At 40.5% G+C, this 24,776-nt stretch carries 25 protein-coding genes and 1 pseudogene; 8 read left to right on the forward strand and 18 right to left on the reverse strand.

All coding sequences use genetic code 11. From position 1 onward, the window contains the following. Nucleotides 1–344 precede the first annotated feature (344 nt). Complete coding sequence (locus WA1_RS22740) at nucleotides 345–701, reverse strand: DUF1823 family protein (protein WP_017744386.1); 357 nt, start codon at nucleotides 699–701, stop codon at nucleotides 345–347. Nucleotides 702–774: 73 nt separating this feature from the next. On the opposite strand from WA1_RS22740, the gene WA1_RS22745 reads away from it, so the two are divergent. Beyond that, on the forward strand, nucleotides 775–1,071 hold the full coding sequence (locus tag WA1_RS22745) for an acylphosphatase (RefSeq protein WP_017744385.1): 297 nt from the start codon (nucleotides 775–777) through the stop codon (nucleotides 1,069–1,071). 10 nt (nucleotides 1,072–1,081) lie between these two features. Here the strand turns inward: WA1_RS22745 and WA1_RS22750 are convergent, their stop codons facing one another. Both WA1_RS22750 and WA1_RS55215 read right to left on the reverse strand, forming a co-directional pair. After that, nucleotides 1,082–2,371 carry a proton extrusion protein PcxA gene (locus WA1_RS22750; RefSeq protein WP_017744384.1) on the reverse strand — a complete coding sequence of 430 codons (1,290 nt, stop codon included), beginning with the start codon at nucleotides 2,369–2,371 and terminating at the stop codon, nucleotides 1,082–1,084. 48 nt (nucleotides 2,372–2,419) lie between these two features. Then, the gene (locus WA1_RS55215) at nucleotides 2,420–2,614 is read right to left on the reverse strand and encodes a hypothetical protein (protein ID WP_148662742.1); all 195 of its coding nucleotides are present in this window, start codon (nucleotides 2,612–2,614) and stop codon (nucleotides 2,420–2,422) included. A 2-nt stretch (nucleotides 2,615–2,616) separates the two neighbouring features. Here WA1_RS55215 and WA1_RS53075 point away from each other — a divergent pair. Then, nucleotides 2,617–2,924 (forward strand): annotated as a pseudogene (locus tag WA1_RS53075) (hypothetical protein); the annotation flags it as partial. On the opposite strand, the gene WA1_RS22755 reads toward WA1_RS53075, so the two are convergent. The 3 genes from WA1_RS22755 to WA1_RS22765 all read right to left on the reverse strand — a co-directional run bounded on the left by WA1_RS22755 (nucleotide 2,911) and on the right by WA1_RS22765 (nucleotide 4,544). Beyond that, on the reverse strand, nucleotides 2,911–3,324 hold the full coding sequence (locus WA1_RS22755; protein WP_026134758.1) for a HEPN domain-containing protein: 414 nt from the start codon (nucleotides 3,322–3,324) through the stop codon (nucleotides 2,911–2,913). The pseudogene WA1_RS53075 and the gene WA1_RS22755 sit on opposite strands and share 14 nt — an antisense overlap. Continuing rightward, entirely contained in the window at nucleotides 3,269–3,640 is a 372-nt protein-coding gene (locus WA1_RS22760; protein WP_017744382.1) for a nucleotidyltransferase domain-containing protein, read from the reverse strand. Before WA1_RS22760 ends, WA1_RS22755 begins: the two co-directional genes overlap by 56 nt. 604 nt (nucleotides 3,641–4,244) lie before the next feature. Further along, the gene (locus WA1_RS22765; RefSeq protein ID WP_017744381.1) at nucleotides 4,245–4,544 is read right to left on the reverse strand and encodes a hypothetical protein; all 300 of its coding nucleotides are present in this window, start codon (nucleotides 4,542–4,544) and stop codon (nucleotides 4,245–4,247) included. Nucleotides 4,545–4,803: 259 nt separating this feature from the next. Here WA1_RS22765 and WA1_RS22770 point away from each other — a divergent pair, with 259 nt between their 5' ends. After that, nucleotides 4,804–5,979 carry a glycosyltransferase gene (locus WA1_RS22770; RefSeq protein WP_017744380.1) on the forward strand — a complete coding sequence of 392 codons (1,176 nt, stop codon included), beginning with the start codon at nucleotides 4,804–4,806 and terminating at the stop codon, nucleotides 5,977–5,979. Between the two features lie 24 nt (nucleotides 5,980–6,003). Here WA1_RS22770 and WA1_RS22775 read toward each other — a convergent pair whose 3' ends face one another. After that, complete coding sequence (locus WA1_RS22775; protein WP_017744379.1) at nucleotides 6,004–7,173, reverse strand: pyridoxal phosphate-dependent aminotransferase; 1,170 nt, start codon at nucleotides 7,171–7,173, stop codon at nucleotides 6,004–6,006. A gap of 404 nt (nucleotides 7,174–7,577) precedes the next feature. Here WA1_RS22775 and WA1_RS22780 point away from each other — a divergent pair, with 404 nt between their 5' ends. Beyond that, nucleotides 7,578–8,111: a calcium-binding protein gene (locus WA1_RS22780; protein WP_017744378.1), complete on the forward strand. Its 534-nt coding sequence runs from the start codon at nucleotides 7,578–7,580 to the stop codon at nucleotides 8,109–8,111. A 667-nt stretch (nucleotides 8,112–8,778) separates the two neighbouring features. Here WA1_RS22780 and rd read toward each other — a convergent pair. The 9 genes from rd to WA1_RS22825 form a co-directional block, all read right to left on the reverse strand. Beyond that, the gene (rd, locus tag WA1_RS22785; protein WP_026134757.1) at nucleotides 8,779–8,940 is read right to left on the reverse strand and encodes a rubredoxin; all 162 of its coding nucleotides are present in this window, start codon (nucleotides 8,938–8,940) and stop codon (nucleotides 8,779–8,781) included. Between the two features lie 105 nt (nucleotides 8,941–9,045). Continuing rightward, nucleotides 9,046–10,827: a M61 family metallopeptidase gene (locus tag WA1_RS22790; protein WP_017744376.1), complete on the reverse strand. Its 1,782-nt coding sequence runs from the start codon at nucleotides 10,825–10,827 to the stop codon at nucleotides 9,046–9,048. A gap of 352 nt (nucleotides 10,828–11,179) precedes the next feature. After that, complete coding sequence (locus WA1_RS22795; protein ID WP_026134756.1) at nucleotides 11,180–11,863, reverse strand: Crp/Fnr family transcriptional regulator; 684 nt, start codon at nucleotides 11,861–11,863, stop codon at nucleotides 11,180–11,182. Nucleotides 11,864–11,924: 61 nt separating this feature from the next. Further along, a complete protein-coding gene (locus WA1_RS22800) occupies nucleotides 11,925–13,220 on the reverse strand; it encodes a GspE/PulE/PilB domain-containing protein (RefSeq protein ID WP_017744374.1) in 1,296 nt (431 codons plus the stop codon). A 180-nt stretch (nucleotides 13,221–13,400) separates the two neighbouring features. Further along, nucleotides 13,401–14,579, reverse strand: a complete 1,179-nt coding sequence (locus WA1_RS22805; protein WP_017744373.1) for a HetZ-related protein 2 — start codon at nucleotides 14,577–14,579, stop codon at nucleotides 13,401–13,403. 566 nt (nucleotides 14,580–15,145) lie between these two features. Then, nucleotides 15,146–15,877 (reverse strand): TIGR04283 family arsenosugar biosynthesis glycosyltransferase, encoded by a 732-nt coding sequence (locus tag WA1_RS22810; RefSeq protein ID WP_026134755.1) that lies wholly within the window; start codon nucleotides 15,875–15,877, stop codon nucleotides 15,146–15,148. Nucleotides 15,878–15,932: 55 nt separating this feature from the next. Continuing rightward, nucleotides 15,933–16,271 (reverse strand): carbon dioxide-concentrating mechanism protein CcmK, encoded by a 339-nt coding sequence (locus WA1_RS22815; RefSeq protein ID WP_017744371.1) that lies wholly within the window; start codon nucleotides 16,269–16,271, stop codon nucleotides 15,933–15,935. Nucleotides 16,272–16,397: 126 nt separating this feature from the next. Further along, on the reverse strand, nucleotides 16,398–16,712 hold the full coding sequence (locus WA1_RS22820; protein WP_017744370.1) for a carbon dioxide-concentrating mechanism protein CcmK: 315 nt from the start codon (nucleotides 16,710–16,712) through the stop codon (nucleotides 16,398–16,400). A gap of 116 nt (nucleotides 16,713–16,828) precedes the next feature. Continuing rightward, complete coding sequence (locus tag WA1_RS22825; RefSeq protein WP_017744369.1) at nucleotides 16,829–18,100, reverse strand: hypothetical protein; 1,272 nt, start codon at nucleotides 18,098–18,100, stop codon at nucleotides 16,829–16,831. Between the two features lie 123 nt (nucleotides 18,101–18,223). On the opposite strand from WA1_RS22825, the gene WA1_RS22830 reads away from it, so the two are divergent. After that, entirely contained in the window at nucleotides 18,224–18,874 is a 651-nt protein-coding gene (locus WA1_RS22830; protein WP_017744368.1) for an RNA ligase family protein, read from the forward strand. Nucleotides 18,875–18,915: 41 nt separating this feature from the next. Here the strand turns inward: WA1_RS22830 and WA1_RS22835 are convergent, their stop codons facing one another. Beyond that, nucleotides 18,916–19,581 carry a response regulator transcription factor gene (locus WA1_RS22835; protein ID WP_017744367.1) on the reverse strand — a complete coding sequence of 222 codons (666 nt, stop codon included), beginning with the start codon at nucleotides 19,579–19,581 and terminating at the stop codon, nucleotides 18,916–18,918. Between the two features lie 161 nt (nucleotides 19,582–19,742). Continuing rightward, on the reverse strand, nucleotides 19,743–21,044 hold the full coding sequence (locus tag WA1_RS22840) for a sensor histidine kinase (protein ID WP_017744365.1): 1,302 nt from the start codon (nucleotides 21,042–21,044) through the stop codon (nucleotides 19,743–19,745). Between the two features lie 726 nt (nucleotides 21,045–21,770). Here WA1_RS22840 and WA1_RS22845 point away from each other — a divergent pair. From WA1_RS22845 to WA1_RS22855, 3 genes are all read left to right on the forward strand, one after another. Beyond that, the gene (locus WA1_RS22845; RefSeq protein WP_017744364.1) at nucleotides 21,771–22,235 is read left to right on the forward strand and encodes a Spy/CpxP family protein refolding chaperone; all 465 of its coding nucleotides are present in this window, start codon (nucleotides 21,771–21,773) and stop codon (nucleotides 22,233–22,235) included. A gap of 88 nt (nucleotides 22,236–22,323) precedes the next feature. Beyond that, nucleotides 22,324–23,271, forward strand: coding sequence for an S-layer homology domain-containing protein (locus WA1_RS22850; RefSeq protein WP_017744363.1), 948 nt, complete (start codon nucleotides 22,324–22,326; stop codon nucleotides 23,269–23,271). A gap of 133 nt (nucleotides 23,272–23,404) precedes the next feature. Continuing rightward, a complete protein-coding gene (locus WA1_RS22855; protein WP_017744362.1) occupies nucleotides 23,405–24,730 on the forward strand; it encodes a YcjF family protein in 1,326 nt (441 codons plus the stop codon). Nucleotides 24,731–24,776 lie beyond the last annotated feature (46 nt).

The following is a 24,776-nucleotide window of genomic DNA, read 5'->3' on the forward strand; positions in this document are numbered from 1 at the left end:
ATTAACAATGTAGAATCTGTGTTTATTAGAATGTTTAGACTATTAATATTGTCTGGTTATGAAATGAATTCGCCAATAGTCCCTTAGAAATAATTAAGAACTTTATACCTCTATCTTAAGGATTGAAAAGCAAGATATTTATTAGGTAGAAAGACATAATTCAATGGAAAATACGCAGCTAAGACAAGATCTGGGCGAATAGAATTCGCCACGTAAGGGATTTCCAGGAAACAAATTATCCCATATTGTGGGACTTATCCCATATTGTGGGACGGGCGTCCCCGCCCGTCTTCTATTAGTGGCGGGCGAGGACGCCCGCACCACAAGAAATTTTGGGATATTTTTTATTTGGAAATCCCTAATAACCAGTTTGCAGCTGTTGCTCTGCGAGTTTGTCGAGGTCCAAACTCTCCGATTTTGTAACCTTTAAAGCCCAGTTTTTCCTTCAAGAGTTGTTTGTTCTCTGGCGGAATGGAACGAGTCAGCTTGACTGTTGCAGGACGACTTTCAATAAAATTCGGTGGTTCAGGATACTCAGAGCGCCATTCGGGTGTAACTTGTGTGTTGTCCCACTGTTCGGTTGACGAGTCATAGCGATAGCCTAAGGAGTGCCAAACTAACTGATTGACTGTGGCGTCATCAATTTCTTCGTTGAGAATAGCCCAAATAGTTTCTGTCGTAAGGGCTGGTAAATTAGACATAGGTGCTTAAACAATTGAAAATTACTGCATAATAAACAAAGTAGGCTGGAAATTATTATAACTTGACCAGTTAATGCAGAATACCACACCGCAGTCAAAGCAAGTTCGCGCCCATGTATTCATTTCTGGAAGAGTTCAAGGGGTTGGCTATCGCTATGCCACTGTGGAAACTGCTACCCAACTCAGATTAACAGGTTGGGTGCGGAATCTCCCCGATGGGCGTGTAGAAGCAGTTTTTGAAGGGAGTCAGGAGGTTGTAGATGAGATAATTCGTTGGTGTTATGAAGGTCCACCTGCTGCTATGGTGAAAGATGTGCATATAGAATACGAGCAACCAGAAGGGCTGCAAGGATTTCAAGTGAGGCGCTAATAAAACTCTTTTACTCGTTCATATCTTTATATGTGGCTAGTGCAGAAGGTGACAACCGACTGAGATAGCGGAATATCCAGTACTTAAATATAGTATCTAAAATTACGGGAAAAGTGGCAATAAATAAAGATATCAAGCTCTGATTGGCTGGAAGCCCTATATGTTCTGCCAAGCCATCTAGAATAACCTCCCATCCATGAGGTGAGTGAAAACCTACAAATGTATCTGTGAATAAGATAATTAAAAAAGCTTTAGCGCTGTCACTTAAACCATAAATAATATTATCTAAAAAAGCTTTTACTACAAGAATTTCTTTCTGACTTGTAACAATAACTAAAGCAAAAGCTATGAGTGATAATAAATCAGCAAAAACATTGCTAATAGCACTGTTGCTTTTTGCTTGGAATTCCTTAAGTAGTTCGCGAGCCTTCTCTTTCACTTGGTGCTCTATTGATTCTGGAGAAATTGGCGGTGCTTGAGAGATAAAGTGTTGAAATTGAAGCTTTTTTTCAAAAGTTTTTAATTCTTTAAAAGCTTCTTCTTCCAGTTCATGGTGAAGAAAAATTTGATTTGGGTTTTCACCTCTCACTCTTGCAACAATAGGTTCTATCAAAGGTTTAGAAAAATGCTGAGTTAACATTGGTATAATGATTAACAGGAGGAAAAATCTAACCGCCATTCTTGTTCTATTTTGAGAAAATCGAAAATTTCTCACAAATGTTTCTTCGGCTTCTGAGGAAAAATCTGCTTGAATTCTACTGAAGGTTCTACCAATAGTTCTAGGCAATAAACCAGATTTATTAAAAGCCGATTCATCTCTTATTTCAATGTCGTGAGATGAATTTATTGGATTTTCAATGACATTATTAATTTGTGAATTTTGTGGTTTTAATACTATACTCTCATCACTGACTTGCTCCGGCTTTTCTTGCTTATAATTATATTTATCTAAAATTTCATCAATGAACTGTAGCTTTTCTAAAAAGGTGCTGTTAGAAGTGTTGAATAACGAATTGCCTATCTTAAATTCCGTTAATCTTAATTTGATAATAATCAGGTTCCTTTCTAATTGTACTTGCCAATAAGATATGGCACTTTCAGAATAAGTGGCTGATTCGGGAGATATTTTCCTGCCTGCAAAGTATTCTATCTCAATATTTCTTATGGTTTGAGCAGCCTGGTACGCTTCTGAAAGAGATCTTTCTGGTGTACCTGTAAACCATTGGTAGATAGATTGTAAATATTTTTTAAGTTTGTCTCTAGAAACAATTTTTTTGTCCTTTACAAAAGAATCTTTCATAGGAATCTTTATTAATTAAATATTCATCTGACGTTTTTGAGTTAATGTTTAATTAAGAATAGTAGATGCGCGATCGAGAACAACCGGAACATATAAACTTTTATTTTTCAGGCGATCGCCCATATCAAACAATTTTACACACTCCCCGTCACCTTTACCATACTCACAATCTAAGGCTGTGATGCAAGAACACAATAAGTAGGTGCAAGTAATTAAGGGATTTCCAAGAAATAAATGATCCATAAGCTTTAGAAGGAGGATATCAGCTTGGGTATACCAATGATATCCAGAAAGGGATGAGCGGAGGACCACTGCTCGATCGCCAGGGTAAGGTTGTCGGTGTGAATGGAATGCACGCCTATCCACTTTGGGATGTGCCTTCTGTGTTTGCTGATGGTACAGATGCCGATCCTGTGCTTTGCACCAAAAGATTATACGCCTCAGTTGGGCTGTGCCGATAGATACTGTTCGCTCCTTCGTTCCTCGCCCTCACCCTCGTTCCCTGGTTCCACCTGGGAATGCTTTGGTGCGAAACGAAATTAGCGATCGCTGACTATTTCATCTGGCATTGAATTCATGACATTTTTGTACACTTCTGATGCAAGTCGAAATGCTTTCTTAAGTTCTCCTGGGCTAGGATTGAAGTCTTCTGTTGCTTCTATTGGATATCGATATGTCTGGTTGTACTGGCTTAAATATCCTGCTTCTTTTAATACAGTTGTGAATTCTGGTTGAAATGCCGAAGCTAGTTTTACCAAGATGTTAATATTATGAGTATTTCCTGGGTCAGTATCGTGGAGAATAAGAAAACCTTTAAGAGCTTTTTCTGCTGCTTGCTGGCAATGATAAATAGCTATGTCTGGTAGATCTGAGGATAACTTTTGTGCAGCAGCTAAATCACGTTGGGCTTTTTTCAACCAAAACTGTACCAAGATGCGCTTTGCCTTGTCCATAAAGCAATTTTCCTTCTTCTACAATTTTTCTAGTGAGGGAAGCAGGGACTGTTTTAAATGTTTCCACATCAGAACGGGTTTTTACCACAACATCCACGTCAACCATTAAATCCTCCAAAGCGTTCAATGCTCGTACTCCCCAGTCAATGCGATCGAACTCTGGAATACCATCATCTACAATGACGCATATATCTAGATCGCTGTATTTATTCGGTGTTCCCCAAGCATAAGAGCCAAAAAGAATAATTTCTTCAGGATGGAGTTCAGCTACTAAACGACGGGTTACTTCAGTAATCACGTCGGAATTAATGTTCATCTGGCATTCACCTCAAACTGCTACATTGAAAAACTAAAGTTATTCTATAGGTGTGCGTATTTTTGCTCCCACCATTCATACCTTAACATTGGAGACGAACTGTTTTTTCATTTTATCAGGCTGTGGCAATTATCTCCTCTAGGAAAAACAAGTCAAAAATTGCCTATTCTGTGATTCTATCTTGAGCTAATCCGGTAACCGCAAAAGCGAGTAGAACAGGAATTATTGATTGAAGAGAGCTTACATTTAATTAAGTAATTTAACCTTGATTAATTGTCTTTATATAATTTGTTTTAAACTATTTTTGTCTTACTCATGTGCGATCGCCATATACACCTTATTGCATCTAGAAAATGAACTTTTCTCATCGACTCACACCAGTACTGATTGGGGTATCGACAGGGTAAGCGCATTTAATTTTGTAGCTGAAAATACAGATTATCTGACTTAGATCCAAAATTCTTACAATTTTGCGGCGTAATTTTTAGTTGTTCTCCATTCGCTCTAAGTTTTTTCCTAACATTTCTTACGATGGTGTTTAGTGGACTGCTGCGATCCACAAAACGTAGTAAGAAGTTCGTGTCCACAAGATATATCATCACAATTAGGGACGATCCTCATAAATACCTTCACGACTCACTGCATAATCTGACAGTGTCGGTAGATTTGAGCAAATGGATAATGCAAACTCATCTAATAACTTATCTACACTTGCTTCCAGCTCATTTTCATCTGTTAATTCCTGATGATTGAATTGAGTAGGTGTTTTTTCCAGCAATGCTTCTACTGTTGGTGCAAATGCATCAGCTAATAGTAGTCGAAGACTTTGGGTGTCTCGACGTGCAATGCTTTCTCTGATTTTTTGCTCTAATTCAGGCGATAACTGCAAGGTAATAGTCGTCATATTTTATAAATGTCAGTAAACTATTTTTTATGTTATCAGGATGATTGAGCGTATTCCCCAATCCCCAGCCCCCCAGTCCCCAGTCCCTTTTTGCACCCACTTGTTAAAAGAAGATAATTGGCTACATTGCAGATAGTGATATAAATCTAGCATTAGTATTGTGAGAGCGTTCGCGAAGCGCAAGCTGTACCCAGCTTATCGCTCTTTCCCTACCCTCAGAAAGTCTGGATGACGGCAGATTATGAAACTCAGTCTGTGCATGATTGTCAAAAACGAACAAACAACGCTTCCTAAATGTCTGAGTAGCGTTAAGAACCTTGTTGATGAGATTGTTGTGTTAGATACAGGTTCAACAGATAGCACACCACAAATCGCTAAAAAATTCGGTGCTGAAGTACACCACTTTGAATGGTGCAATAACTTTAGTGCTGCTCGCAATGAAGCTTTAAAATATGTTACAGGTGATTGGGTTCTTGTACTGGATGCAGATGAAACTCTCACCCAGAAAATAGTACCGCAGTTAAAAGAAGCCATACAAAGGGAAGAATACCTGCTGATCAACCTGGTGCGCCACGAGATTGGTGCAGAACAATCTCCTTATTCCTTGGTTTCTCGACTATTTCGCAAGCATCCTGAAATCTCCTTTTCTCGCCCTTACCATGCTTTGGTAGATGATAGTGTATCTACACTTCTCAACAAGGAACCACATTGGCAAATAGGTTACTTGGAAGGAGTTGCAATTTTACATACAGGATATCAAAAAGATACCATAGCCCGACAAAATAAATTTGCTAAGGCACAAGCAGCAATGGAAGAGTTTTTTGCCGCTCATCCTCACGATCCCTATGTTTGTAGCAAACTGGGCGCAGTTTATGTCGAACAAGGCAAAGTCATACAAGGAGTAGAGTTACTAGCGCGAGGGGTTGCTTCTGCTGAGGATAACTACGATATTTTGTACGAACTTTATTATCATTTAGGTATTGCCTACAGTCGGCTGCAAAATATTAGACAGGCAATTGCTCACTATCAAGCTGCTATTAAACTACCTATTTATCCCATTCTAAAATTAGGAGCATATAACAATCTTGGTGCTTTGCTCAAAGCATCTGGAGATTTAAATGGTGCAAAAATAGCTTATGAAACAGCTTTAAAAATCGAGCCCAGTTTTACAATAGGATATTACAATCTTGGCATGACATTGAAAGCGATGAATTTGTTCAAAGACGCGATCGCAGCTTATCAAACAGCCATTCAATTAAATCCCAAATATGCCGAAGCTTACCAAAACTTGGGAGTTGTGCTACTAAAACTTGGCTATGTAGAAGATAGTTTAACTGCTTTTAGATCTGCGATCGCACTTCACGAACAACACAACCCCGAAGAAGCAAAACGACTGCGCCAAGGTTTGAAAGAAATGGGATTGATTAACCAGTGACCAGTGACCAGTGACCACTAACTACTAACCAATAACTCCTTTCAAAAACCTTTCCAATCTGTCCATTCCCTTTTCGATAGTTGCCATATCCGTAGCATAGGAAAGGCGAATGTTATCATCAGCACCAAAGGCTATTCCTGGAATAACTGCGACTTGCTCTTTTTCTAGCAAGGCGTTACAAAACTCCAGAGATTTTAGGCCTGTTTTGCTAATATCGGGAAATAGGTAGAAAGCTCCGTCAGGTTTGGCACAAGTGAGTTCGGGAATAGCGTTAAGTCTTTCTAACATCACCTGTCGCCGTTGTGCGAAAGCTTGGCGCATTTCTTCGACACAGTCTTGGGAACCTTCCAAAGCTGCGATCGCACCGTATTGAGCAAAAGTACATACATTAGATGTACTGTGGCTTTGAATGGTAATCGTTGCTTTAATCAAATCAAGAGGTCCTGCCAAGTATCCTATCCGCCATCCTGTCATGGAGTAAGCTTTAGCAAAACCATTACTAATAATGGTTCGAGCAAAAATTTCTTCTCCCAAAGAACCAATACAGACGTGTTTTGCACCGTCATAAAGAATCTTTTCGTAAATCTCGTCAGAAACGACAAGGATATCTTTCTCAACGACAATCTCGGCTATTGCTTTGATTTCATCTGGCGTATAAACCATCCCAGTCGGATTGGAAGGCGAATTGAGAATTAATAACTTCGTTTTGGCGGTAATCGTTTTACGTAACTGTTCGGGAGTAACTTTATAACCAGTAGAAGCATCGGTAGAGACAATTACTGAAATTCCACCTACAAGCGTTACCATTTCCGGATAGCTCAACCAATAAGGTGCTGGGATAATCACCTCATCACCTGATTCAATCAAGGCAAGCATCAAGTTAAACAGAGAATGTTTACCGCCATTGGTGACGATGACATTTTCTGCTTTGTAATCCAAACCGTTATCAGTTTTAAGCTTGCGAGCAATAGCTTCCCTTAACTTTGGTTCTCCAGCAGCTGGTCCATACTTAGTCTTACCATCATCCAGGGCTTTTTGTGCAGCAGCTTTGACGTGCGCCGGACTGTCATAATCTGGTTCTCCGGCGCTAAAACTACAAACATCTATACCGTCTGCCTTCATCGCCTTGGCTTTTGCTGCGATGGCTAAGGTTATGGAAGGCGTTACCTGACTAACTCGTCCTGCAAGCTTCATCGTTACTTTAATTAGGCAAATTCTTATCTATTTAAAGATATCCCAGAAACTTTATCGATTTTTGTTTTTAACAATTCCTTTTATAAACAACTCGCATAAACTAGTATTTTTGAACTATTTGTTATGTACAGGTACAGCAGGCAGATCCCCGACTTCTTTAAAGAAGTCGGGGATCTTGCACCTTGCTAACCATGTAGGGGCGCAAGGCCGCCGCGCCCCTACCAACCACTAACTACTAACCAATAACCACTATTGTTAACAAATGTAAAAACTTTTTGACAGATGCATAAACCTTTTAACTGCCTCCGTTAAGTAAACGAGGGTTCAAATCGGAAGCAAACTTCTGAAGGAACCCGAACTTACCTAGTACAGATCGACATCACATTTTTTTAGGAGAAATGAACATGGCTGCTATTTACGGTACCGAAAACAATGATGTACGCTTTGGAACTTCCAACGCTGACTCCATTTATGTTTATAACGGAGACGATGTTGTTTACGCAGGCTCTGGGAACGATTATGTTGATGGTTGGAAGGGCAATGACATTCTCTTTGGAGAATTTGGTAATGACTCACTCTATGGTTATGACGGCAATGACTACCTTGATGGTGGCTATGGCGATGACTACCTTCATGGGGAACTAGGAAACGACGTTCTCGTAGGTGGTTATGGCAAGGACACCCTCTGGGGAGGTTCCGGGGCAGATAAATTTGTCTTTGAGTATAAGTTTGATGGTATTGATGCTATCAAAGACTTTAACTGGACTGAAGGTGATAAAATCTCCATTTCCAAACTAGGGTTTGGTGCTACTAGCGTTTCCGACTTTAGTTACAACACTACCACAAAAGCCCTATCCTTCTTAGGAACTCAATTTGCAACCGTTGAAACCTCTGGTGGTACTAGCTTTGTTCCTAGTCTCGACATTGAACTTGTCTAGGATGCAATATTGAGATCGCCTCAGTCAAAGCCTTGCTTTCCGTCTCAGGAAATTTATGATAAAAAGGGGCAGGCAGAGTAGAAAATCTTTTCTTTTCCTTGCTTTTCGCAGCAATCGTTGCATTTTATTAAATCGCTTAACTGCCACTTTTGTCAGTCAACGATCAGATCTTCCAAGAAAGTAGTTTACTCCCACCGTCTTGCACGGGTGGGATTTTTTTATATTTGTTCACCACTGCTCAAACGCATCTGAAAATACGGACGATATAAATTACAACGTGGCTATACTTGATTGCCAGAGAATTTTACTAACCCATTTCACCAGATACCATCTCACCTAAATTTTACCGAGACTCCAAGCGATCGCTTCGCTTGCGGTGAGTACAGCATTCGCTACTCTTGCAGGTGTGTTAACGAAGTGCAACGCACTAATGTCCTTTACAAATATCAATTTTCGATTTGCAAGTTATTAAAATTAGCATAATTTGATATATTGTTGGTTACTACAATTAACCGATTGACTTAACCTTGTATTGTGCCGACTTACTTACGTATTTTGCCAAAATCTCATAAGATTTTTATATAAGATATTTGTCTTGAGAAACCCAGTTTCTCAAAGAAACCGGGTTTCTATATCTTAACGCTTGTTATATAGTGATAACTAATTCTTATTCTTCGGCTTCAAATTGAGATTTATCTGCACCACAAACCGGACAGACCCAATCTTCTGGTATATTTTCAAATGGTGTTCCCGGTTCTACATTATCGTCTGGATCTCCTTCTTCTGGATTATATTCATAACCGCAAACAGTGCATATGTACTTTTGCATCATATTCCCCTCCGATACTTTGTTTGTTATTGCCTCAATCTTAATTGATAGTTCCTAATTCGTAATTCGCAATTATTAATTTAATTACGAATTACAAATTAAAAATTACAAATTATTAAGAGGAGTGCCTAACCAACCACTAAAGTTTTTCTTTTGTATCGTAGATGGTTTTTCTTGCGGTTTGACCTGATACTTACTAGGACGTGGAGCAGTTAAAGTAACAGGTAGGGTGCGAAGTTCTTCGTGATGGAAAACTGTGATTTGAATGGTATCGTTTGGTTGGTAATCTTTGAGCCTTTCGCACAAGTCATTTGCTGTTACCCGCAAACCATCAATAGCCAGCAACTCATCTCCGGCATCGATTCCGGCTAATTGTGCGGGAGAGCCAGCTTCTACAAACTTGATGATTTCTCGCCCGCGATCGCTACTGACTTTTGTACCCAAATATGGTTCCTCCTCAGTTTCCACAACCAGTTGCAAGCCAAAGGGTTCTAAATACTCCTTGAAGGGCAAATCTTCTGTACCATCAATATAGCGTTTAAAGAAATCAGTCAAATCTACTCCAGCAACAGACTCAATAACTCCCTGCAATTGTTCTGGAGTGTAACCAATTTCATCTTTGCCAAATTGATGCCACATTTTGACCATGACATCATCAAGTGAGAGTTGATTTCCATTACGCGAACGAATCAGCAAATCTAGTAGCAAAGATACTAATTCTCCTTTGAGATAGTAGGACATTTGGGAATTGCTACTGTTCGCATCCTGACGATAGAGTTTAATCCAAGCATCAAAACTCGATTCCGAGAGTGGTTGTACTTTCCGCCCTGGTGTAGTTTCATGACGAGTGATTTCCTTGCTCAAATTGCTGAGAAAGGATTTGGCATCATAAATTCCCGCCCGTAGGGGTATCAGTAAGTCGTAATAACTTGTCGTCCCTTCACAGAACCACAAAGAAGGTGTGTAGTTTTCTTGGTCGTAGTCAAAAACTTCCAATGCTTGGGGACGAATACGCTTAACGTTCCACAAGTGAAAGAACTCATGAGCAACGAGTTGTATGAAGCGCTCATATTTGTCGCGATCACGAAATCCAAACCTCTGATATATCAGCGAACAACAATTTTTGTGCTCCAAACCACCATGTGCCTGATTAAATAGATGCAGCAAAAACACGTATTTTTGATACGGTAAGCCACCAAACATCTTTGCTTCTGCACTAACAATTTTTTTCAAATCCGCAATCATTTGCTGAACGTGAAAATTGCCTTTACCCCAGATGGCGAGTTCGTGAGACTTTCCCAAAACATCAAATTGATATAACTGGTGGTCGCCAATTTCAAAAGGATTATCTACGAGAGTATCAAAATCTAGAGCATAGAAAGAATTTTCTTTGTCTGGAACTGGAGGTAGTGCTGTAGTCACCCGCCAGTCTGGGCGTGGTGGTACAACAGTTACCTCAATTGGGTATTCCTCCCAACCTGGTATTCTAAAAAACAATGCTGCACCATTAAAATAACCATGGCTACCGTCTAGGTGATTTGTCCGTACTGTTAGCTCATCAGCAAAAATGCGATAAGAAATGCTAACTTTTGATGCACCATTTATCTCGACCTGCCAATGATTTTTACTAATTTTCTGCCAGAGCAAAGGCTTATCTTGAGTAAAAGCAGCAAAATCTTGCAAATGTCTGGCGTATTCTCGGACTAAATACGATCCTGGAGTCCATACAGGAAATTTCAAGTCCAAGATAGGGGATGGGTAGCCCACAATTTGCAGAGTCACCTCAAACAGATGTGCTTCTGGTTGGGGCATCGCTACCTGATAGTGAATTGTCGGGACAGTCTGCTGCTGATAAGTATTGCTCTGCAGTACAGTTGCTTTAGTCATCAGTGGTTGTGTGTTAGGAGTTCTAGGTACTAGTGACAAATGACTAGTTAATAGTCATTAGTCAACAATCAATGGTCAACAGTCAATAGTTTCAAGTAAAAAAACTTGCTTACCAATACAGTAATCAATACGCTTTGCTGAGTAAAATCAATCACCTTCTATCATTAATAGCACTACTCCAAGAATAAATTTAAACCAGAGAGAGTATTGGTAATATGAAATACATCTACTTGATAACAGATATTATGGGATATAAAAACGGGCGAGACGCCCGTACCACAAGAAAATCTACTCTACAAGAAAATTTGTTCACTAGAAATTTTCTTCTTATATTGCGCTCGACTCAAAAAGGCTATACTTTACCTGCCAAATTTATTAACTGTTTAAAATTTGCTAAATAAATGCTTTGATTTGTCTTGTCGATTTTGATCCATCCTTTTTCGTGTAGCTTTTCCATAATTTTTGTAGTTTCTTCAACGCCAATTTCTGTGACATCTGCTAAATCTTTGAAAGGAATGTTGTAGATTTCTTTTCCCTTGTCTAAAGACTGACCGTAACTCTCACCCAAGGTGACAAGAGTGTGAGCTAGCTTGACAGCAGGGGGCGAAGAACGCATTTGCAAGCGGACGTTAATTTGCCTGAGTCGGCGCACCATCAGTTGTAACATTCTATGATGTAATTGTGGGTCTTTAAATAATATTTGAATAAAGCGTTCTCTAGAAATACTGAGCAACTTTACAGGCGAAAGAGCAATAACGTCAGTTGAGCGAGGCGATTCATCTAAAATTGCCATTTCTCCAAAAAAATCGCCCCGACCCAAAATTGCTATGGCGACAGAATCTTCGCCTACTGTACGCCGGACTTTAACCCAACCAGAAACCAGAAAGTAAAGTGCATTACCCCAGGCATCTTCCATGAGAACGGCTCTTCCTGCTGGATATTCGTGATCGATAGCAACAGAGAGCAGCCATTCTATTGTTTGGGGGTTGGCTGTGCTCATCAAAGGAAACAGTTCACTAAAAACCTCAGTCTGCATGAAATATATCTTTAATAAATAAAATGTTAGTGGTTAGTGGTTAGTAGTTAGTGGTTGATGGCTAACTACTCAAATCCTTTTTCTTCTCTTTTTTTGGTGGTGGTGGTTCTGGAATATCTGTCAGTACCTTTATCTGCATATCTAAGTTTTCCAGCACTCGGTTTAAGCTATTAAAAGCCTCTAGTTGTCCGTTATTGAGATTGGAATTAAGAGCAAGGCGTTCTTGGAGTTCGCGTAACTTGTAGGTCAATTGCTGGGAAATTCCCACTGCATCGCGGCTCAAACGCGCTAATTGTTGCTGTTGATAGAATTTTAATGCTGCTCCCCGCAACACTTGTAATGTTGCTTCTTCGCCGTACATTCCGGGCATGACACGCAAGCGCAGTAACAAGCGATTTTGTTGATAAAGGCATTCTCTCTCTACCTGTTTTGGTTCTACAACTGTGGTCATGGGTAGAGACGCAAAACGTTTTAATTCATTAAGGACTCCTTGAAAGACAGAGAGAGGTACTTTTTCTAAGACAGACTGTAACACTCCATTTTCACTCCAGAGTATTCTGCCGTGGTAAGGTCTTCTCTCCAAGTACAAACGCCCAATCCCGTCTGATAAAACTCGTCCTAGTAACTGTTCTAGTAATTTTCTGGGTGGTAATGTCGCTAATTCTTCAACTGGACTAATAGCATTAAGGCTGGGTAAGTGCAAGATGTGTAAGTTGGAAGACTGGGCTGTCCTATCAGGGTCTCTCTCTTTGTGTTCTTGAGTAGGGCTGGGACTTTCATCGTGGGAGGTTGGTGCCAAACCTTTCGATTCATTGAAGGTTGAATAACCAAACTGCCAAACAGTATCACCATTTTGTACCATTTGTGCCTGAGTATGTGTCTTATCTGACCGTCGTTGTAGCGTTTCAGGGATGATACTGTTAAGTTGTGTATCTGATTTATCCACGATCGCAGCTGGTTTTTTTTCTTGAGCAATGTCTTCCCAAGATTTTGGAATTGGTCTGCCCGCAGTCGTCCCTGTATTTTTATGATTCAGGTACGCTGAGAGTATAGTGCGGTGAGTATCGCCGTTTATGGGCTGAGCTTCCATGGTGCAATTGATGTACGGCAGTATGCGGTTCACATAATCTATTGCCGCATTGTCTTGGGGATTCACCATTCCCAGTACCAAATTGTTGTCTTTTATGTTAAAGGGCAGAATCTGGTGATACAGACACGCTTCAAAGGACAAGGTACTTTCAATCAACCGAAAGATTTGCTCCCGGTCTAGTCCTTGTTCAGACTGAGTTTGTGTGCTGGGCCGCACTTGCTTACCACTTGCTGCGGTATCAGCTGGTTTACCCTCTGAAGACAACATACGGTTTTGATGCTAGATGTTTCTATATATCCTATACTGCCCACAACTAAGTTGGCAGTAAACAGAATATAATTCTAGAGTTAAAAAAGTTAAATAAATAACTAAGAGGGGCGCGTCCAGACTCAGGTGGTATGTTGGTAGGATGGGCAATGCCAGCCTACAACTTGTATATTTAAGCACTCATTCAGTTTGGGTTCTCATGCCTTGAGCTATCAAGTAAACTTTCGTCCATTCACCCATAGCTTGGTGGGTCTTAATTTTTAATTGTTGAGCTATTTCCTCTATGGAACGACCTGCTTTTCGTAACTCCAGAATTTGGCGCTGCATTGCAGTTAATTTCTCGTGCAATCGATCCCATTGCCTTGGTGTCAAACCCAAATTGTGTTCTTCTAAAGAAGTTGACAACCAGCCATCTACCAGTTCTGGCTTATCTTTCAGCGCAAAGACACGGACTGCATGGTAGCTGATTTTTTCCCGCAGTCGGTAGATTTCCTTAATGGGCTTATTGAGTTGTTTGGCGATCGCATCTTGTGATTTCCCTTCTAGGTAGAGATGCAGCCACGAGACCGCTTCTTGTCCGAGATGCTCTAGCAGGTACGTTTCAAATTCCTGCTTCACAGCTTGACGTAGCGTTTGTTGTTCCTCTGCTTCTTGTGCTTCTTGATACTCTACAATGGCTTGTGTATCAACCAAGTTCACTCGGTTATCACTGTCATCTGTGAGAATTTCTTCTGAAACTAACCTCACTAGGTCACTGCTTGGCACTTGAGTTAAGCCACCACGTTGAGTCCGTCTCAGATAATTTACAAAACGATACACAAGCAATGGTTGATTCCGTACTGGTCGCAAACAATACTCTTCTACACTGGCAAACAATAGGGCATTTTTTAACCTGTCATCAGTGGTGCATTCACCAATGGAAAGCATTTGCTGCTGCATATAGTTATCACTTTGCAATAATTCTTGGATAACTTCTTGCAACACATCTAATACAGTCCGTTGGCGATCCCGGCTTAAGGCGACCCAAGTCTGAATTTTGTTACGTAATGTTACCAGACTTCCCAACCGAGTTATCAAATTGCGATAAGCACGTTCTCTAGCAATACCCAAGTAGCGTTGACGCAAAATTCGATAGCGGTACTCCATTGCCTGCTGAGCAATATCTAACTCCTTTGAGGAGAGTACCTCAAAGCGTTGTAAATCGCTTCCTAAAAGCCAATCAACGATACTTTGCCTATTAACAAGATTTTGTTCTGGGCACTCCTCAGCTAAACGCTTTCGCCAATATTGTGCCAGTTTTTCCGCCTCCAACGCCATAGTGAGATTGCGCTCCTCGAAACCCTGTTTTAAAGTTTGCATCACAACCCCCTTTTATCCCACTTAAATTGTTCACTGGCAGTTGCCCCTAATAAAATCATGTCCGTCATAACTAAGCGCGTCTCTACTTTGTATTACGTTCTAGTTCACTAGAGTTATGCAGAAAGTTTTATCTCTTGACGAACTTTTATCTAGCTCAAATCACGGAAAATCTTGTTTTCTAGAGCTTTGGTGGCTTTACAAAAATTTATATTTTGATAAACCACAGCAGATAGTTTCAACCTAGAAAACTATTTTTATAACAACCTACAGGTATGCACGGTATATGTGATGAGGGTCTTGGAAAAACTGACATTTTGCACCCGCTCTCGTAGCGCGAAGATAACTCACACCCATCTAGACGCGGTTTTGTCAATATATGTTTCGCCCATTCGCAGTTATCAGTTCCCAGTTATGAATCATCTCTGGGTGTCAGTTACTGATGAAAATTGCCTCATCGCACCGTGTACCGTATTTGTATTTTTTATACCGTAATTTAAACCACCAGTGTATTTAGGGTTACTTAGGGATTATACCACTGTTGGATGCCCCCATGCTCTAATGCCCAACTAACGAATCTCCTCATAGAAACGCTTGAGGTATTGCGGCGAAACACCAAAACCCCAAAGGAAACCAATGAAAAGATATATGGCTGTCGCTTTAAAAAAGCCCCAATGTGCTACACGGCGATCGCTACTTTGAACAATCCGGTTAAGCAGACAAATTCTTCCCCGTTGCACCAACTTCAAGCACAAGTCAGCTTCTTCCATAATGGGGAGATTGCTATCAAAACCCCCACATTCCCAAAAATCAGTGCGACGTACAAATATAGCTTGATCCCCAAATAATAAACGCAATCCTCGAACAAACAAATGCGGGCGAAAAAGCAGTGGCGCGTAATAAGTTTTTAAAAAGTTGTGTAGCGTCACACCCCAACGTGTGGTTTTATCTCCTGCCATGAGGGAAATAAAACCACCACCCGTCACAGATTGGTCTGCCAATACTTCCTCAATCAGGGTCACAAGATCATCTGACACCAAAGTGTCAGCATGTACAAACCACAAATATTCCCCAGAAGCTGCTTCTGCACCCTGGTTCATTTGTGCAGCACGTCCACATTTTTGGGCAATAAGGACAGAAGCCCCTGCTTGTTCGGCTATGGTAACAGTGCCATCAGAACTCCCGCCATCAACAACCAGCACCTCCCTTGCAGGAGGCATTAACAGACTCAGATGGCGCAGAGTACGTCCCAAGCACTTAGCTTCATTTAAAGTCGGGATAATAATAGAGACTTTAGACATAATCAGTGACCAGTGACCAGTGACCAGTAACCAATGACCAGTGACCAGTGACCAATTACCTTCGCACTATAGGATTTTCTACTGCTTGTCGGTACTGTTCGACTTCTTCTGTATAACCAATGGGTAGAACAGCTTCGACGTTTTCATGGGGACGAGGAATGATAACCCAGGATTCTAGGGTACCGCCATGTACCTTTTCCACGGCGTCAATACCAGCTGCCATAGAAGTTTTTACTTCTTGAACATCACCCCGTATGTTAATTGTAAAGCGAGCACTACCCACTCTTATATATCCAACGAGGGTGACTCGACCTGCTTTCACCATCGCATCTGCTGCCGCAAGTATGGCAGGAAAACCTTTAGTTTCAATCGATCCAACTGCCTGTAGTGGCATTGGTTATCTCCTATATCAGTAAACGTATCTGGCGCAACAAGATAATTGTACGAATGTTTCTACCTATTTTGATAGGTTTTCTTTCAGCTTACCCCTACTCCCTACTCCCTACTCCCTACTCCCTTCTTAAAAAACACGGAATGGCTCCGATTTTCTAGTAAAATGTATGGGCAAAACGCTTTCCACGTTTTCAGGGGGATTAGAAACAATGTAGTAGGTAATGACCTGACCACCATTAGATTGCTCGTTACCTGCGGCAATACCTGCGTCAACTGCTCTTTCCACCTCACCCGTATCTCCACGAACTGCAACCACAAATCGAGCACTTTCTGCTAGACCGTAATATACAAGGGTAACTGCCGCCGCTTTCACCATTGCATCGGCTGTAGCAAGTACAGCCGGAAACCCTTGAGTCTCAATAACCCCAACTGCCATTGGCATGGCTTTAAACTCCGAGATGTATGATTGTAAAAATCATCTTACTAGAAAATTGGGAGTAGGGAGTAGGGAGTGGGGAGTAGGGGAGAAGGGTTGGGGATGAGGGTGAACAAAATAGTTCACTTCTTTACTAAAACATAGGCTGTCGCATACTCAGGTAGTTGCTTGATATTGCGATCAAAATCTGTTCGCCCTTGGAAAATACCTGCTAAGAAATCGAGTTGATGAAGGTTGGGTAAAAATGCTCCACCTGTATCCGCAATAATTCCCAGTTTTAAATGTTTGCGTCCACCTTGAAGATATTCAAGAGCAATAACTTTTCCCAAACCAATATTAAGGATATCTCCAGCAAAAGTGACTCCTGGAGAAATCGAAATTTTTGCGTCTATCTTATATCCATAGCCTTTAATAGCATCAACTTTCCTAAAATACCAATAGCGCTTTTGCGATCTCGCTACTGTCCCTCGAATATAAGGAATTCCATTATTTCTATCTACATTAAAAAGTGCTTCAGAACCATCAGTAAATTTAATAAGTATCGTTCCTTCCATGAGAGCTTCTTCCAAACCCTCTCTGGTTAAGTAGGCAAGAGGTTCAACCTTACCAAATTCTTTACCACCAGGCTCATAAATTCCTGATAACACATCTTGCTTGGTATATTTAGTATAGAAATTATCTGTTACTAAATTGTCTTTTAAACTATAAATAGCTGTATTAAAAGTGCGCGTTTTCTTCCGAGAGCCGGGATGAGTAAAAACCGCATATTTTGTGAGTCTCAGACGTCTCTGACTGGTATTTTCTGGATTATAAGCAGACCATTTTATAACTCGGAAATGCGTGTTGATGAAATTTGGATCTTGTAATCGAGTTACTCGCTTCTTGCTAATATCTTCCTGTAAGACAGCAATCATGAAATCCAAAGTTTTGAGAGCATCTTGTACGGTGACTCCTTGAGTCCCTAGCAATCCAGTTCTTTGAATATTGGGATCTTCTACAGCATAGTCTTCAAAATACTTTCTAGTATTTGAGAGAGTAGCTAATAAATCTGCTTGATTAAAATCAACCTTAACAGTTGGTAGTTTTCCCTGTGTAAAAACGCGATCACCAGAAACTTTAAATTTATCTTTTTGTAACTCATCAATAACTTGATAAGGCGTTGGTGCGATTGTCGGCTCTTTCTTTGAGGGAGTGTTTTGCTTGTCTTGCTTGCTAAAGGGTTGCGAAACCAGGAAATTATTGTGGATTGAGGAGAGGTTTTGTTTAGTTAAATTTTGTTGGGCAATTGGTTGAGTTTTTAAGTGATTATAGAGATAATGACTAGCTAAACAAACAAGTAGTGAAGCGGCAAAACCTATTGTAATGCGGAATGTTCGGTTAGATAGGATAGGCATAAGTTGAAGAATCAATGTCCTTTATCTACGATGGTCTGTTACATATTGTATAGCTCAGCTTCCAGTTTAAAAGCGAAAATTTGGGATAATATTTGTGCGATCTCCTGAGCATTTAGTTCCAATATGGCTCAAATCAAGCTTGCGTATCCCAAAATTCCTGACAGTAAAAACTGCCCTTTCAAGCAATGCATCGCTTTTGAGAAGTATGATGGCACGAATCTACACTGGGTTTGGGATTCCGAACTGGGCTGGTATGCCTTCGGTACAAGACGTGACAGATTTGACTTAGACGAAATGGGTATTACAGATTTTAATAACACTCATCCCGGTTTAGAAGAAGCACCTAGCATTTTTATGAGAGACTTTGCAAATTTACTCTCCACTATTTTCCACAAAAATCCAGATTATCATTGCCCAGAGATTGCTGTTTTTACTGAGTTTTTTGGAGCTTCATCATTTGCAGGAATGCACAAAAAGGAAGATTTAAAACAACTTGTCCTGTTTGATGTACAAACCGATAAAGGCATTATTGATCCAGAAAAATTTGTTAAAGATTTCAAGGAATTAAACATTGCAAAAGTTGTTTATCGAGGCAAACTAACTGGCAAATTCATTGATGATGTTCGTGAAGGAAAGTTCAATGTAGCTGAAGGTGTTATCTGTAAAGGAGGTAAAAATAATGACAATTTATGGATGGTGAAGATTAAGACAAATGCTTACATGAAAAGACTTCAAGAAGTTTTTAAAGACAATTGGAACAATTACTGGGAATAATTACAATATTTTTTCAATATTAACCGCTCATCGGTCACTGGTCACTGGTCACTGTTAAAAGAATTGGCAAAGATAGCAGCTTGAGTTCTATCCCGTAAATTTAACCGACTTAGAATGCTTGTAACGTGATTTTTTACAGTTCTTTCTGAAATGTAGAGAGACTCAGCTATTTCCCTATTATTGGCACCAATAGCAATTAAATGCAAAACTTCTCTTTCTCTAGGAGTTAATTCAGCAAATTCAGGCGGAGGACTTGGAGGTTTAGGTGTTGGAAATTCTTGTAAAGGAGTGAAAACTTTTTCAAATAGCCCTGGACCTAAATGAGTATGTCCCAAATAAACCGAACGGATTGCATTTGCTAATGGTTCTAAAGGAGTGTCTTTTAATAAATAACCTCTTGCTCCAAAACGCATAGCTTGAGCTACATATTCATCATCATCAAATGTTGTTAATACTAAGACTTTTACAAGAGGAAACCGCTGACAAATCACCTGAGTTGCTGCTACACCATCCATCACAGGCATGCGAATATCCATCAACACCAAATCTGGTTTTTGAGAACTATTATCAAACATCTCAACAAACGCGATCGCACTTTCACCATCTTCAGCCTCACCCACAATTTGAAAATCAGGTTTTAACTCCAACAAGCTTTTTAAACCTTGGCGAATAATGATTTGGTCATCTACGAGTAACAGGCGAATCATTGGATTTTGGATTTTGGATTTTGGATTTTGGATTTTAGATTTTGGATTTTAAATGGGAACTGGGTATGAGGTACGAAGTATTGTGAAAATTCATTAAATTTCCATTCCCCATTGCCCCTTATCCCCAGAGGGGGCCCGAGTTCCCCACTCCCCATTCCCCATTAATAAGGTAATAAAGCCGTTATACAGCAACCTTCGCCCGGTTTGCTATCAATATGAAATTGACCTCCTAAAGCCAGTGTTCGTTCTCGCATTCCCTGTAGACCAAATCCAGTTGTGTTTTGGTGCGGGTTAAAACCCTTACCATTATCAGAAATCTCCAAACTTAGTAAATTCACGGTTACTTGTATATTAATTTTGACATGAGTAGCATTGCTGTGTTTTGCGGTATTTGTCAGGGCTTCTTGAATAATACGATAGCTTGCTGTACAAACTTCAGCAGGTAAAGATTGAGATAAGTTAAAGATACAGTTTGGAGTAATCCCAGTTCGACGCTGAAAATCTACAAGTAAAACTGTCAGTGCAGACTCTAAAGATTTTCCATACAGAGGCTCGCAGCGCAATGTAGCAACAGACATCCGTACTTCTTTGAGAGCATTGCTACCAAGTTGTTTTGCTTCTAACAAAAAAGTTTTGGCTTTCTCTAGATTTGATTGTAGAAATACCAAAGCATTCTCTAATTGGATACTCTGCGCCGTAAGTGAGTGACCTAGTGAATCGTGAATTTCACGAGCAATACGGTTGCGTTCCTGTAGAGTTGCCTGATCTTCTATGCGAAGAGCATATTCCCGAAGTTTTTGGTGAGCCTTAGCTAACTTTTCCCGGCTTTGGCGTTCTGCTAGCAAGGCATTAATTAATAGTAACACAAAAACCAACACCAAGCCAAACATTAACCCTGAATTTAGTACCAGATGCCAGATTAACGTTCTAAAATGTTCATTGGGTATTGATTTTTGTATCAAAGCTGCTACAGGCGGTAGTTTGGGGACTGGTGCTCGTACAACATACATATTCCGTAATGGTAGCAACCAAGTAAAAACAAAAGATAGAAAAGCGAGACCTGCTACCAGCAAGCGTCCGCTTAGTTTAAAAAGCAAGCAACTGCGAATGACGAGAATTAACGCAAGTGCAGGTGAAATACCCATGAATCGACTACTCATCATAATTGCTAAAAAAATCAGTCCAAACTCAACCCCTGTATAAAGTATTTTTATAATTAAGGATTTAGCAGTTGGTAACCACAAACCTACTATTCCAAAGCTAGCAATACATAAAAATAATGGCAGTCGATCTTGAGAAGAAATGTGAGGAGGTAGAAATGCTGGATGTGGAACTTCTACTAAGGGGAACTCGACCAGAAGCGCAATGCCTAAAAGTATCCACTCAAGATAAAGTAGTAAGCGAAAGGGATGAGGCTTGGGCTGAATCAGAGGTCGCACGACAGCAGTTATAGTTTTTTTCACTCTACAAGACAAGGTTTGGTAGTATAGAAATTTTATTTGATTTTTGAAACATATGTAGTAAGTAGAGCATCGGGCATTAGACATAGTAAGAAATAATTTATTGCCTCTTGCCCATTTTTATACGTCCTGGTGCAATTCTGCATAGGTTCGTAAAAATCCGAAAATACGTAGGTTGGGTTGAGGAACGAAACCCAACATTTACCAAAATAAGGAAGAAGGAAGAGGAAAGAGGGAAGAAGGTTGGGATTTTCGTTTATATCTCAAAGTCTAACTCTCTTTCTTCTGACAAATGGGTCAAAAGCCCCTCAATTTATTGATGGATTCATAAAGGTTTTTCACTCTGAAAATCCCCTCAATTTATTGATGGGGATACAACGCACGGTCTTCCTTCTTTCTCCTTACGAGCGTTAAAGGCATTTGTTGAGTTTCTCCAAGAGTTTTCCCAACCCACAAAAATTCGATAGCCCTTGTAGTATTGCATCCTGGTGTACGCAGTTCATGATGGCTACTTAAAATTTTTTATGAGTTATTTAGGATTTTCATAGAGACATTATTCCTATTTTGGCAATCTTAAGGTAGGACTTAAGTACCAGTTAAAGTTAGTACTTTCGGTTTATTCCTCTTCAGGAATTTTGTTCCATGTAGAATGCGATCGCAAATGTTTAAAGTTAGTTGGTGGTTAATGGTTAACTATTAACCACTAACTACTAATTATCCTCAAATTTTATGAAACCTCAACTCATATCGATACTGATTGTTACATCAATTTTGGCGATCGCATTTGGAGAGGCAAAAATCCTTGCTCAAACTTCTAACGAATTGGGAACGCTGAAAGTTAAACCTCACGTTCAAGCCGTTTCACAAAGAGAACCTTTTCCTAACATCAAAGATGTTAACCTTACTGATGAACAAAAAAAGCAAATTTGGCAAATTCGGCAAGAAATATTGCCCCAAGTTTCAAAACTGATACCTCAGCCACAATTAACAGAAGAACAAAAAAATCAACTCCAATCCGGTCAACCCGTACAAATCACTTTGCAAGGGCCAACGCCCGAACAAAAAGCTAAATTGCAAGAACTTATGCAGTTGTATATGCAAAAAATAGAAGCAGTTCTTACTTCCGAGCAAAGGCAAAAGTTTCGTGAGAATGAGAAAGATTTAGTTTTGTTTGAACAACGTGTCAATTGGTAGAAATGCCCTATATCGTCAGAGGGATAAATTAATGAAGTAATTTCATTAATATTACTAGTAAAGAGAGATGTATTCGGGGGCATGACTAATGAATTGGTTCCTTCGGTTATTTTTACCACTTGTATCTTTGCCAACTTTATGCTTACTCTTACTGTCTGATGTACCACAAGAAACTTACGCTCAAAATTCAGCACAAGCAATTTTTCCTGATGTAAAGCCCAATTATTGGGCGCAGCCATTTATTCAGGGGCTAGCAGAGAAAAAAATAGTGGCTGGGTATCCTGATGGCACATTTAGACCCGAACGAGCAGTTAACCGTGATGAGTTTGCTGCCATGATTGATAAAGCTTTTAATCGACCACCAGTTCGGGAAATATCTAGCGGTGCAGCTTATAAAGATGTTCCGGAAGGTTATTGGGCTGCTCCTGCTATCGAAGACGCTTACGAACAAGGATTGATGACGGGTTATCCTAATGGTGTTTTTCGTCCCAATCAAAATGTTTCCAAAGTTGATGCAATAGCCGCTTTATCAAAAGTGGTAAATCCAACTTCTACAACTGCACAAACAACGAGTTCACCAGTTGCTACCGCACCAGCAACGACTCAACAAGCAAGAAAAACAACGAGGAAGTTTGCACTTTTGCCGTTGGCGATGACTTCCTTAATGCAGCCATTATTAGTGGCAAAAGCTAATGCAGCTAATGTCGCTTCAGCACAACAGGTTGGTACGGGTGAAGATCCAAAAACAGGCGATCGCACGGCCAATTCTAACCGTCCTGACTCATATGCTGTTACAAATTTATACACGGATGCAGGTGAAATTCCTCAGGACAAAGTAGATGAGGTTGCAAAAGCAACAAGAGCAAATCTTGTTGTGAATTATCCAGAACGTAACGTTCTGAACCCCAGAAAAACCTTATCTCGTGGCGAGATGAGTGCCTTAGTTTACCAAGCAATGGTAGCGCAGGGAAGAATGGAGGCAGTGGCGGTTAATACACCTGCTTACCAGTATATTGTGCGTCCTGAAAATAGATAATATATAGACAGTGACCAGTGACCAGTGACCAATTAATGGTTACCACCCCGGTTAGATCCCCGACTTCTTGAAGAAGTCGGGGATCTGGAAGTCTCTCGAAATTCCTCTCAATCCCCAGTCCCCATTTTGCCCAATGACTGAGCAAAGCGATACTGACTTGCCATCTACTGATTCTCAACCATCCAGTGAGCCGACTCCAGAGAAGAATCTCAAATCAGGTGAAACTTCACTGACAAATTCTGCTGCTGCTATCTGGAATCAAGCAACAACGCGTTTTCTGAAACTTCTACCTGTAGACCAACTGGCTCAGACATTGGTTAAATGGTTTAGTGTCAGTGAAAGTCAAGTCGCGGAAATTTTAGAGAGAGTTCGAGCAGAACTACCCACAACTGAAGCTTTATTGATAGGGAAACCCCAAGCGGGGAAAAGTTCAATTGTGCGGGGATTGACAGGAGTTTCTGCGGAAATTGTTGGTCAGGGATTTCGCCCTCACACACAACACACCGAACGTTACGCTTATCCTTCTAACGATCTGCCATTGCTAATTTTTACAGATACTGTGGGACTTGGAGATGTAAGTCAGGAGACTGAGGCGATCGTTCAGGAACTGCTTGGGGATTTGCAACAGCAGAATCATCGTGCAAGATCTCTGATTCTAACAGTGAAAATTAATGATTTCGCAACGGATACGATGCGCGACATTGCTCGGGAACTGCGTCAAAAGCATCCAGAAATTCCCTGTTTGCTAGCGGTAACCTGCTTGCATGAAGTTTATCCTCCCGATACGGAGGATCATCCGGGGTATCCACCGGAGTACGAAGAGGTTAATAGACCATTTACCGCCATACAAGAAGCTTTTGCAGGGTTGTACGATCGCGCTGTCTTGATTGATTTTACTTTGGAAGAAGATGGTTACACGCCAGTCTTCTACGGTTTGGAAGCTTTCAGGGATACACTTGCAGACTTGCTTCCAGAAGCAGAAGCCCGTGCAATCCATCAGTTATTAGATGAGGACACGGGAAAAGAAATTGGTAATATTTACCGGGATACCGGACGACGCTATATTTTAGTCTTTTCTGTCATGACAGCGGCGATCGCCGTCGTACCGTTACCATTTGCTACCTTACCAGTACTGACAGCCTTACAAGTATCAATGGTAGGTTTACTAGGCAAATTATACGGACAAACCTTAAGCCCATCACAAGCCGGGGGAATTGTCAGTACAATTGCCAGTGGTTTTTTAGCGCGGGCAATTGGTCGTGAGTTAATCAAATTTATACCAGGTTTTGGCAGCGTCATAGCTGCTTCTTGGGCAGCTGCGTACACTTGGGCGTTAGGTGAAGGCGCTTGCGTTTACTTTGGTGATTTGATGGGGGGCAAAAAACCCGATCCACAAAAAATCCAGTCAGTTATGCAACAAGCATTTCAGGAAGCAAAAGATCGATTTAAGGCAAAGTAAGCAAATTAGCAGAATTATACCAAAAACAGTTTAGAACCTAACTTTT

The sequence above is a fragment of the Scytonema hofmannii PCC 7110 genome (genome assembly GCF_000346485.2).
GTDB classification, from domain to species: Bacteria; Cyanobacteriota; Cyanobacteriia; order Cyanobacteriales; family Nostocaceae; genus Scytonema; species Scytonema hofmannii.

What these genes read in the sequence shown, in the direction of transcription:
- WA1_RS22780 (WP_017744378.1), top strand. Translation starts at nt 7,578, where the DNA reads ATGGCTGCTATTTACGGTACCGAAAACAATGATGTACGCTTTGGAACT.
- WA1_RS22820 (WP_017744370.1), bottom strand. Translation starts at nt 16,712, where the DNA reads ATGCCAATGGCAGTTGGGGTTATTGAGACTCAAGGGTTTCCGGCTGTA.
- WA1_RS22815 (WP_017744371.1), bottom strand. Translation starts at nt 16,271, where the DNA reads ATGCCACTACAGGCAGTTGGATCGATTGAAACTAAAGGTTTTCCTGCC.
- WA1_RS22760 (WP_017744382.1), bottom strand. Translation starts at nt 3,640, where the DNA reads ATGAACATTAATTCCGACGTGATTACTGAAGTAACCCGTCGTTTAGTA.
- WA1_RS22810 (WP_026134755.1), bottom strand. Translation starts at nt 15,877, where the DNA reads ATGTCTAAAGTCTCTATTATTATCCCGACTTTAAATGAAGCTAAGTGC.
- WA1_RS22845 (WP_017744364.1), top strand. Translation starts at nt 21,771, where the DNA reads ATGAAACCTCAACTCATATCGATACTGATTGTTACATCAATTTTGGCG.
- WA1_RS22850 (WP_017744363.1), top strand. Translation starts at nt 22,324, where the DNA reads ATGAATTGGTTCCTTCGGTTATTTTTACCACTTGTATCTTTGCCAACT.
- WA1_RS22750 (WP_017744384.1), bottom strand. Translation starts at nt 2,371, where the DNA reads ATGAAAGATTCTTTTGTAAAGGACAAAAAAATTGTTTCTAGAGACAAA.
- WA1_RS22835 (WP_017744367.1), bottom strand. Translation starts at nt 19,581, where the DNA reads ATGATTCGCCTGTTACTCGTAGATGACCAAATCATTATTCGCCAAGGT.
- rd (WP_026134757.1), bottom strand. Translation starts at nt 8,940, where the DNA reads ATGCAAAAGTACATATGCACTGTTTGCGGTTATGAATATAATCCAGAA.
- WA1_RS22790 (WP_017744376.1), bottom strand. Translation starts at nt 10,827, where the DNA reads ATGACTAAAGCAACTGTACTGCAGAGCAATACTTATCAGCAGCAGACT.
- WA1_RS55215 (WP_148662742.1), bottom strand. Translation starts at nt 2,614, where the DNA reads ATGGATCATTTATTTCTTGGAAATCCCTTAATTACTTGCACCTACTTA.
- WA1_RS22745 (WP_017744385.1), top strand. Translation starts at nt 775, where the DNA reads ATGCAGAATACCACACCGCAGTCAAAGCAAGTTCGCGCCCATGTATTC.
- WA1_RS22800 (WP_017744374.1), bottom strand. Translation starts at nt 13,220, where the DNA reads ATGTTGTCTTCAGAGGGTAAACCAGCTGATACCGCAGCAAGTGGTAAG.
- WA1_RS22855 (WP_017744362.1), top strand. Translation starts at nt 23,405, where the DNA reads ATGACTGAGCAAAGCGATACTGACTTGCCATCTACTGATTCTCAACCA.
- WA1_RS22765 (WP_017744381.1), bottom strand. Translation starts at nt 4,544, where the DNA reads ATGACGACTATTACCTTGCAGTTATCGCCTGAATTAGAGCAAAAAATC.
- WA1_RS22740 (WP_017744386.1), bottom strand. Translation starts at nt 701, where the DNA reads ATGTCTAATTTACCAGCCCTTACGACAGAAACTATTTGGGCTATTCTC.
- WA1_RS22755 (WP_026134758.1), bottom strand. Translation starts at nt 3,324, where the DNA reads ATGGACAAGGCAAAGCGCATCTTGGTACAGTTTTGGTTGAAAAAAGCC.
- WA1_RS22775 (WP_017744379.1), bottom strand. Translation starts at nt 7,173, where the DNA reads ATGAAGCTTGCAGGACGAGTTAGTCAGGTAACGCCTTCCATAACCTTA.
- WA1_RS22830 (WP_017744368.1), top strand. Translation starts at nt 18,224, where the DNA reads ATGGCTCAAATCAAGCTTGCGTATCCCAAAATTCCTGACAGTAAAAAC.
- WA1_RS22770 (WP_017744380.1), top strand. Translation starts at nt 4,804, where the DNA reads ATGATTGTCAAAAACGAACAAACAACGCTTCCTAAATGTCTGAGTAGC.
- WA1_RS22795 (WP_026134756.1), bottom strand. Translation starts at nt 11,863, where the DNA reads ATGCAGACTGAGGTTTTTAGTGAACTGTTTCCTTTGATGAGCACAGCC.
- WA1_RS22805 (WP_017744373.1), bottom strand. Translation starts at nt 14,579, where the DNA reads ATGCAAACTTTAAAACAGGGTTTCGAGGAGCGCAATCTCACTATGGCG.
- WA1_RS22825 (WP_017744369.1), bottom strand. Translation starts at nt 18,100, where the DNA reads ATGCCTATCCTATCTAACCGAACATTCCGCATTACAATAGGTTTTGCC.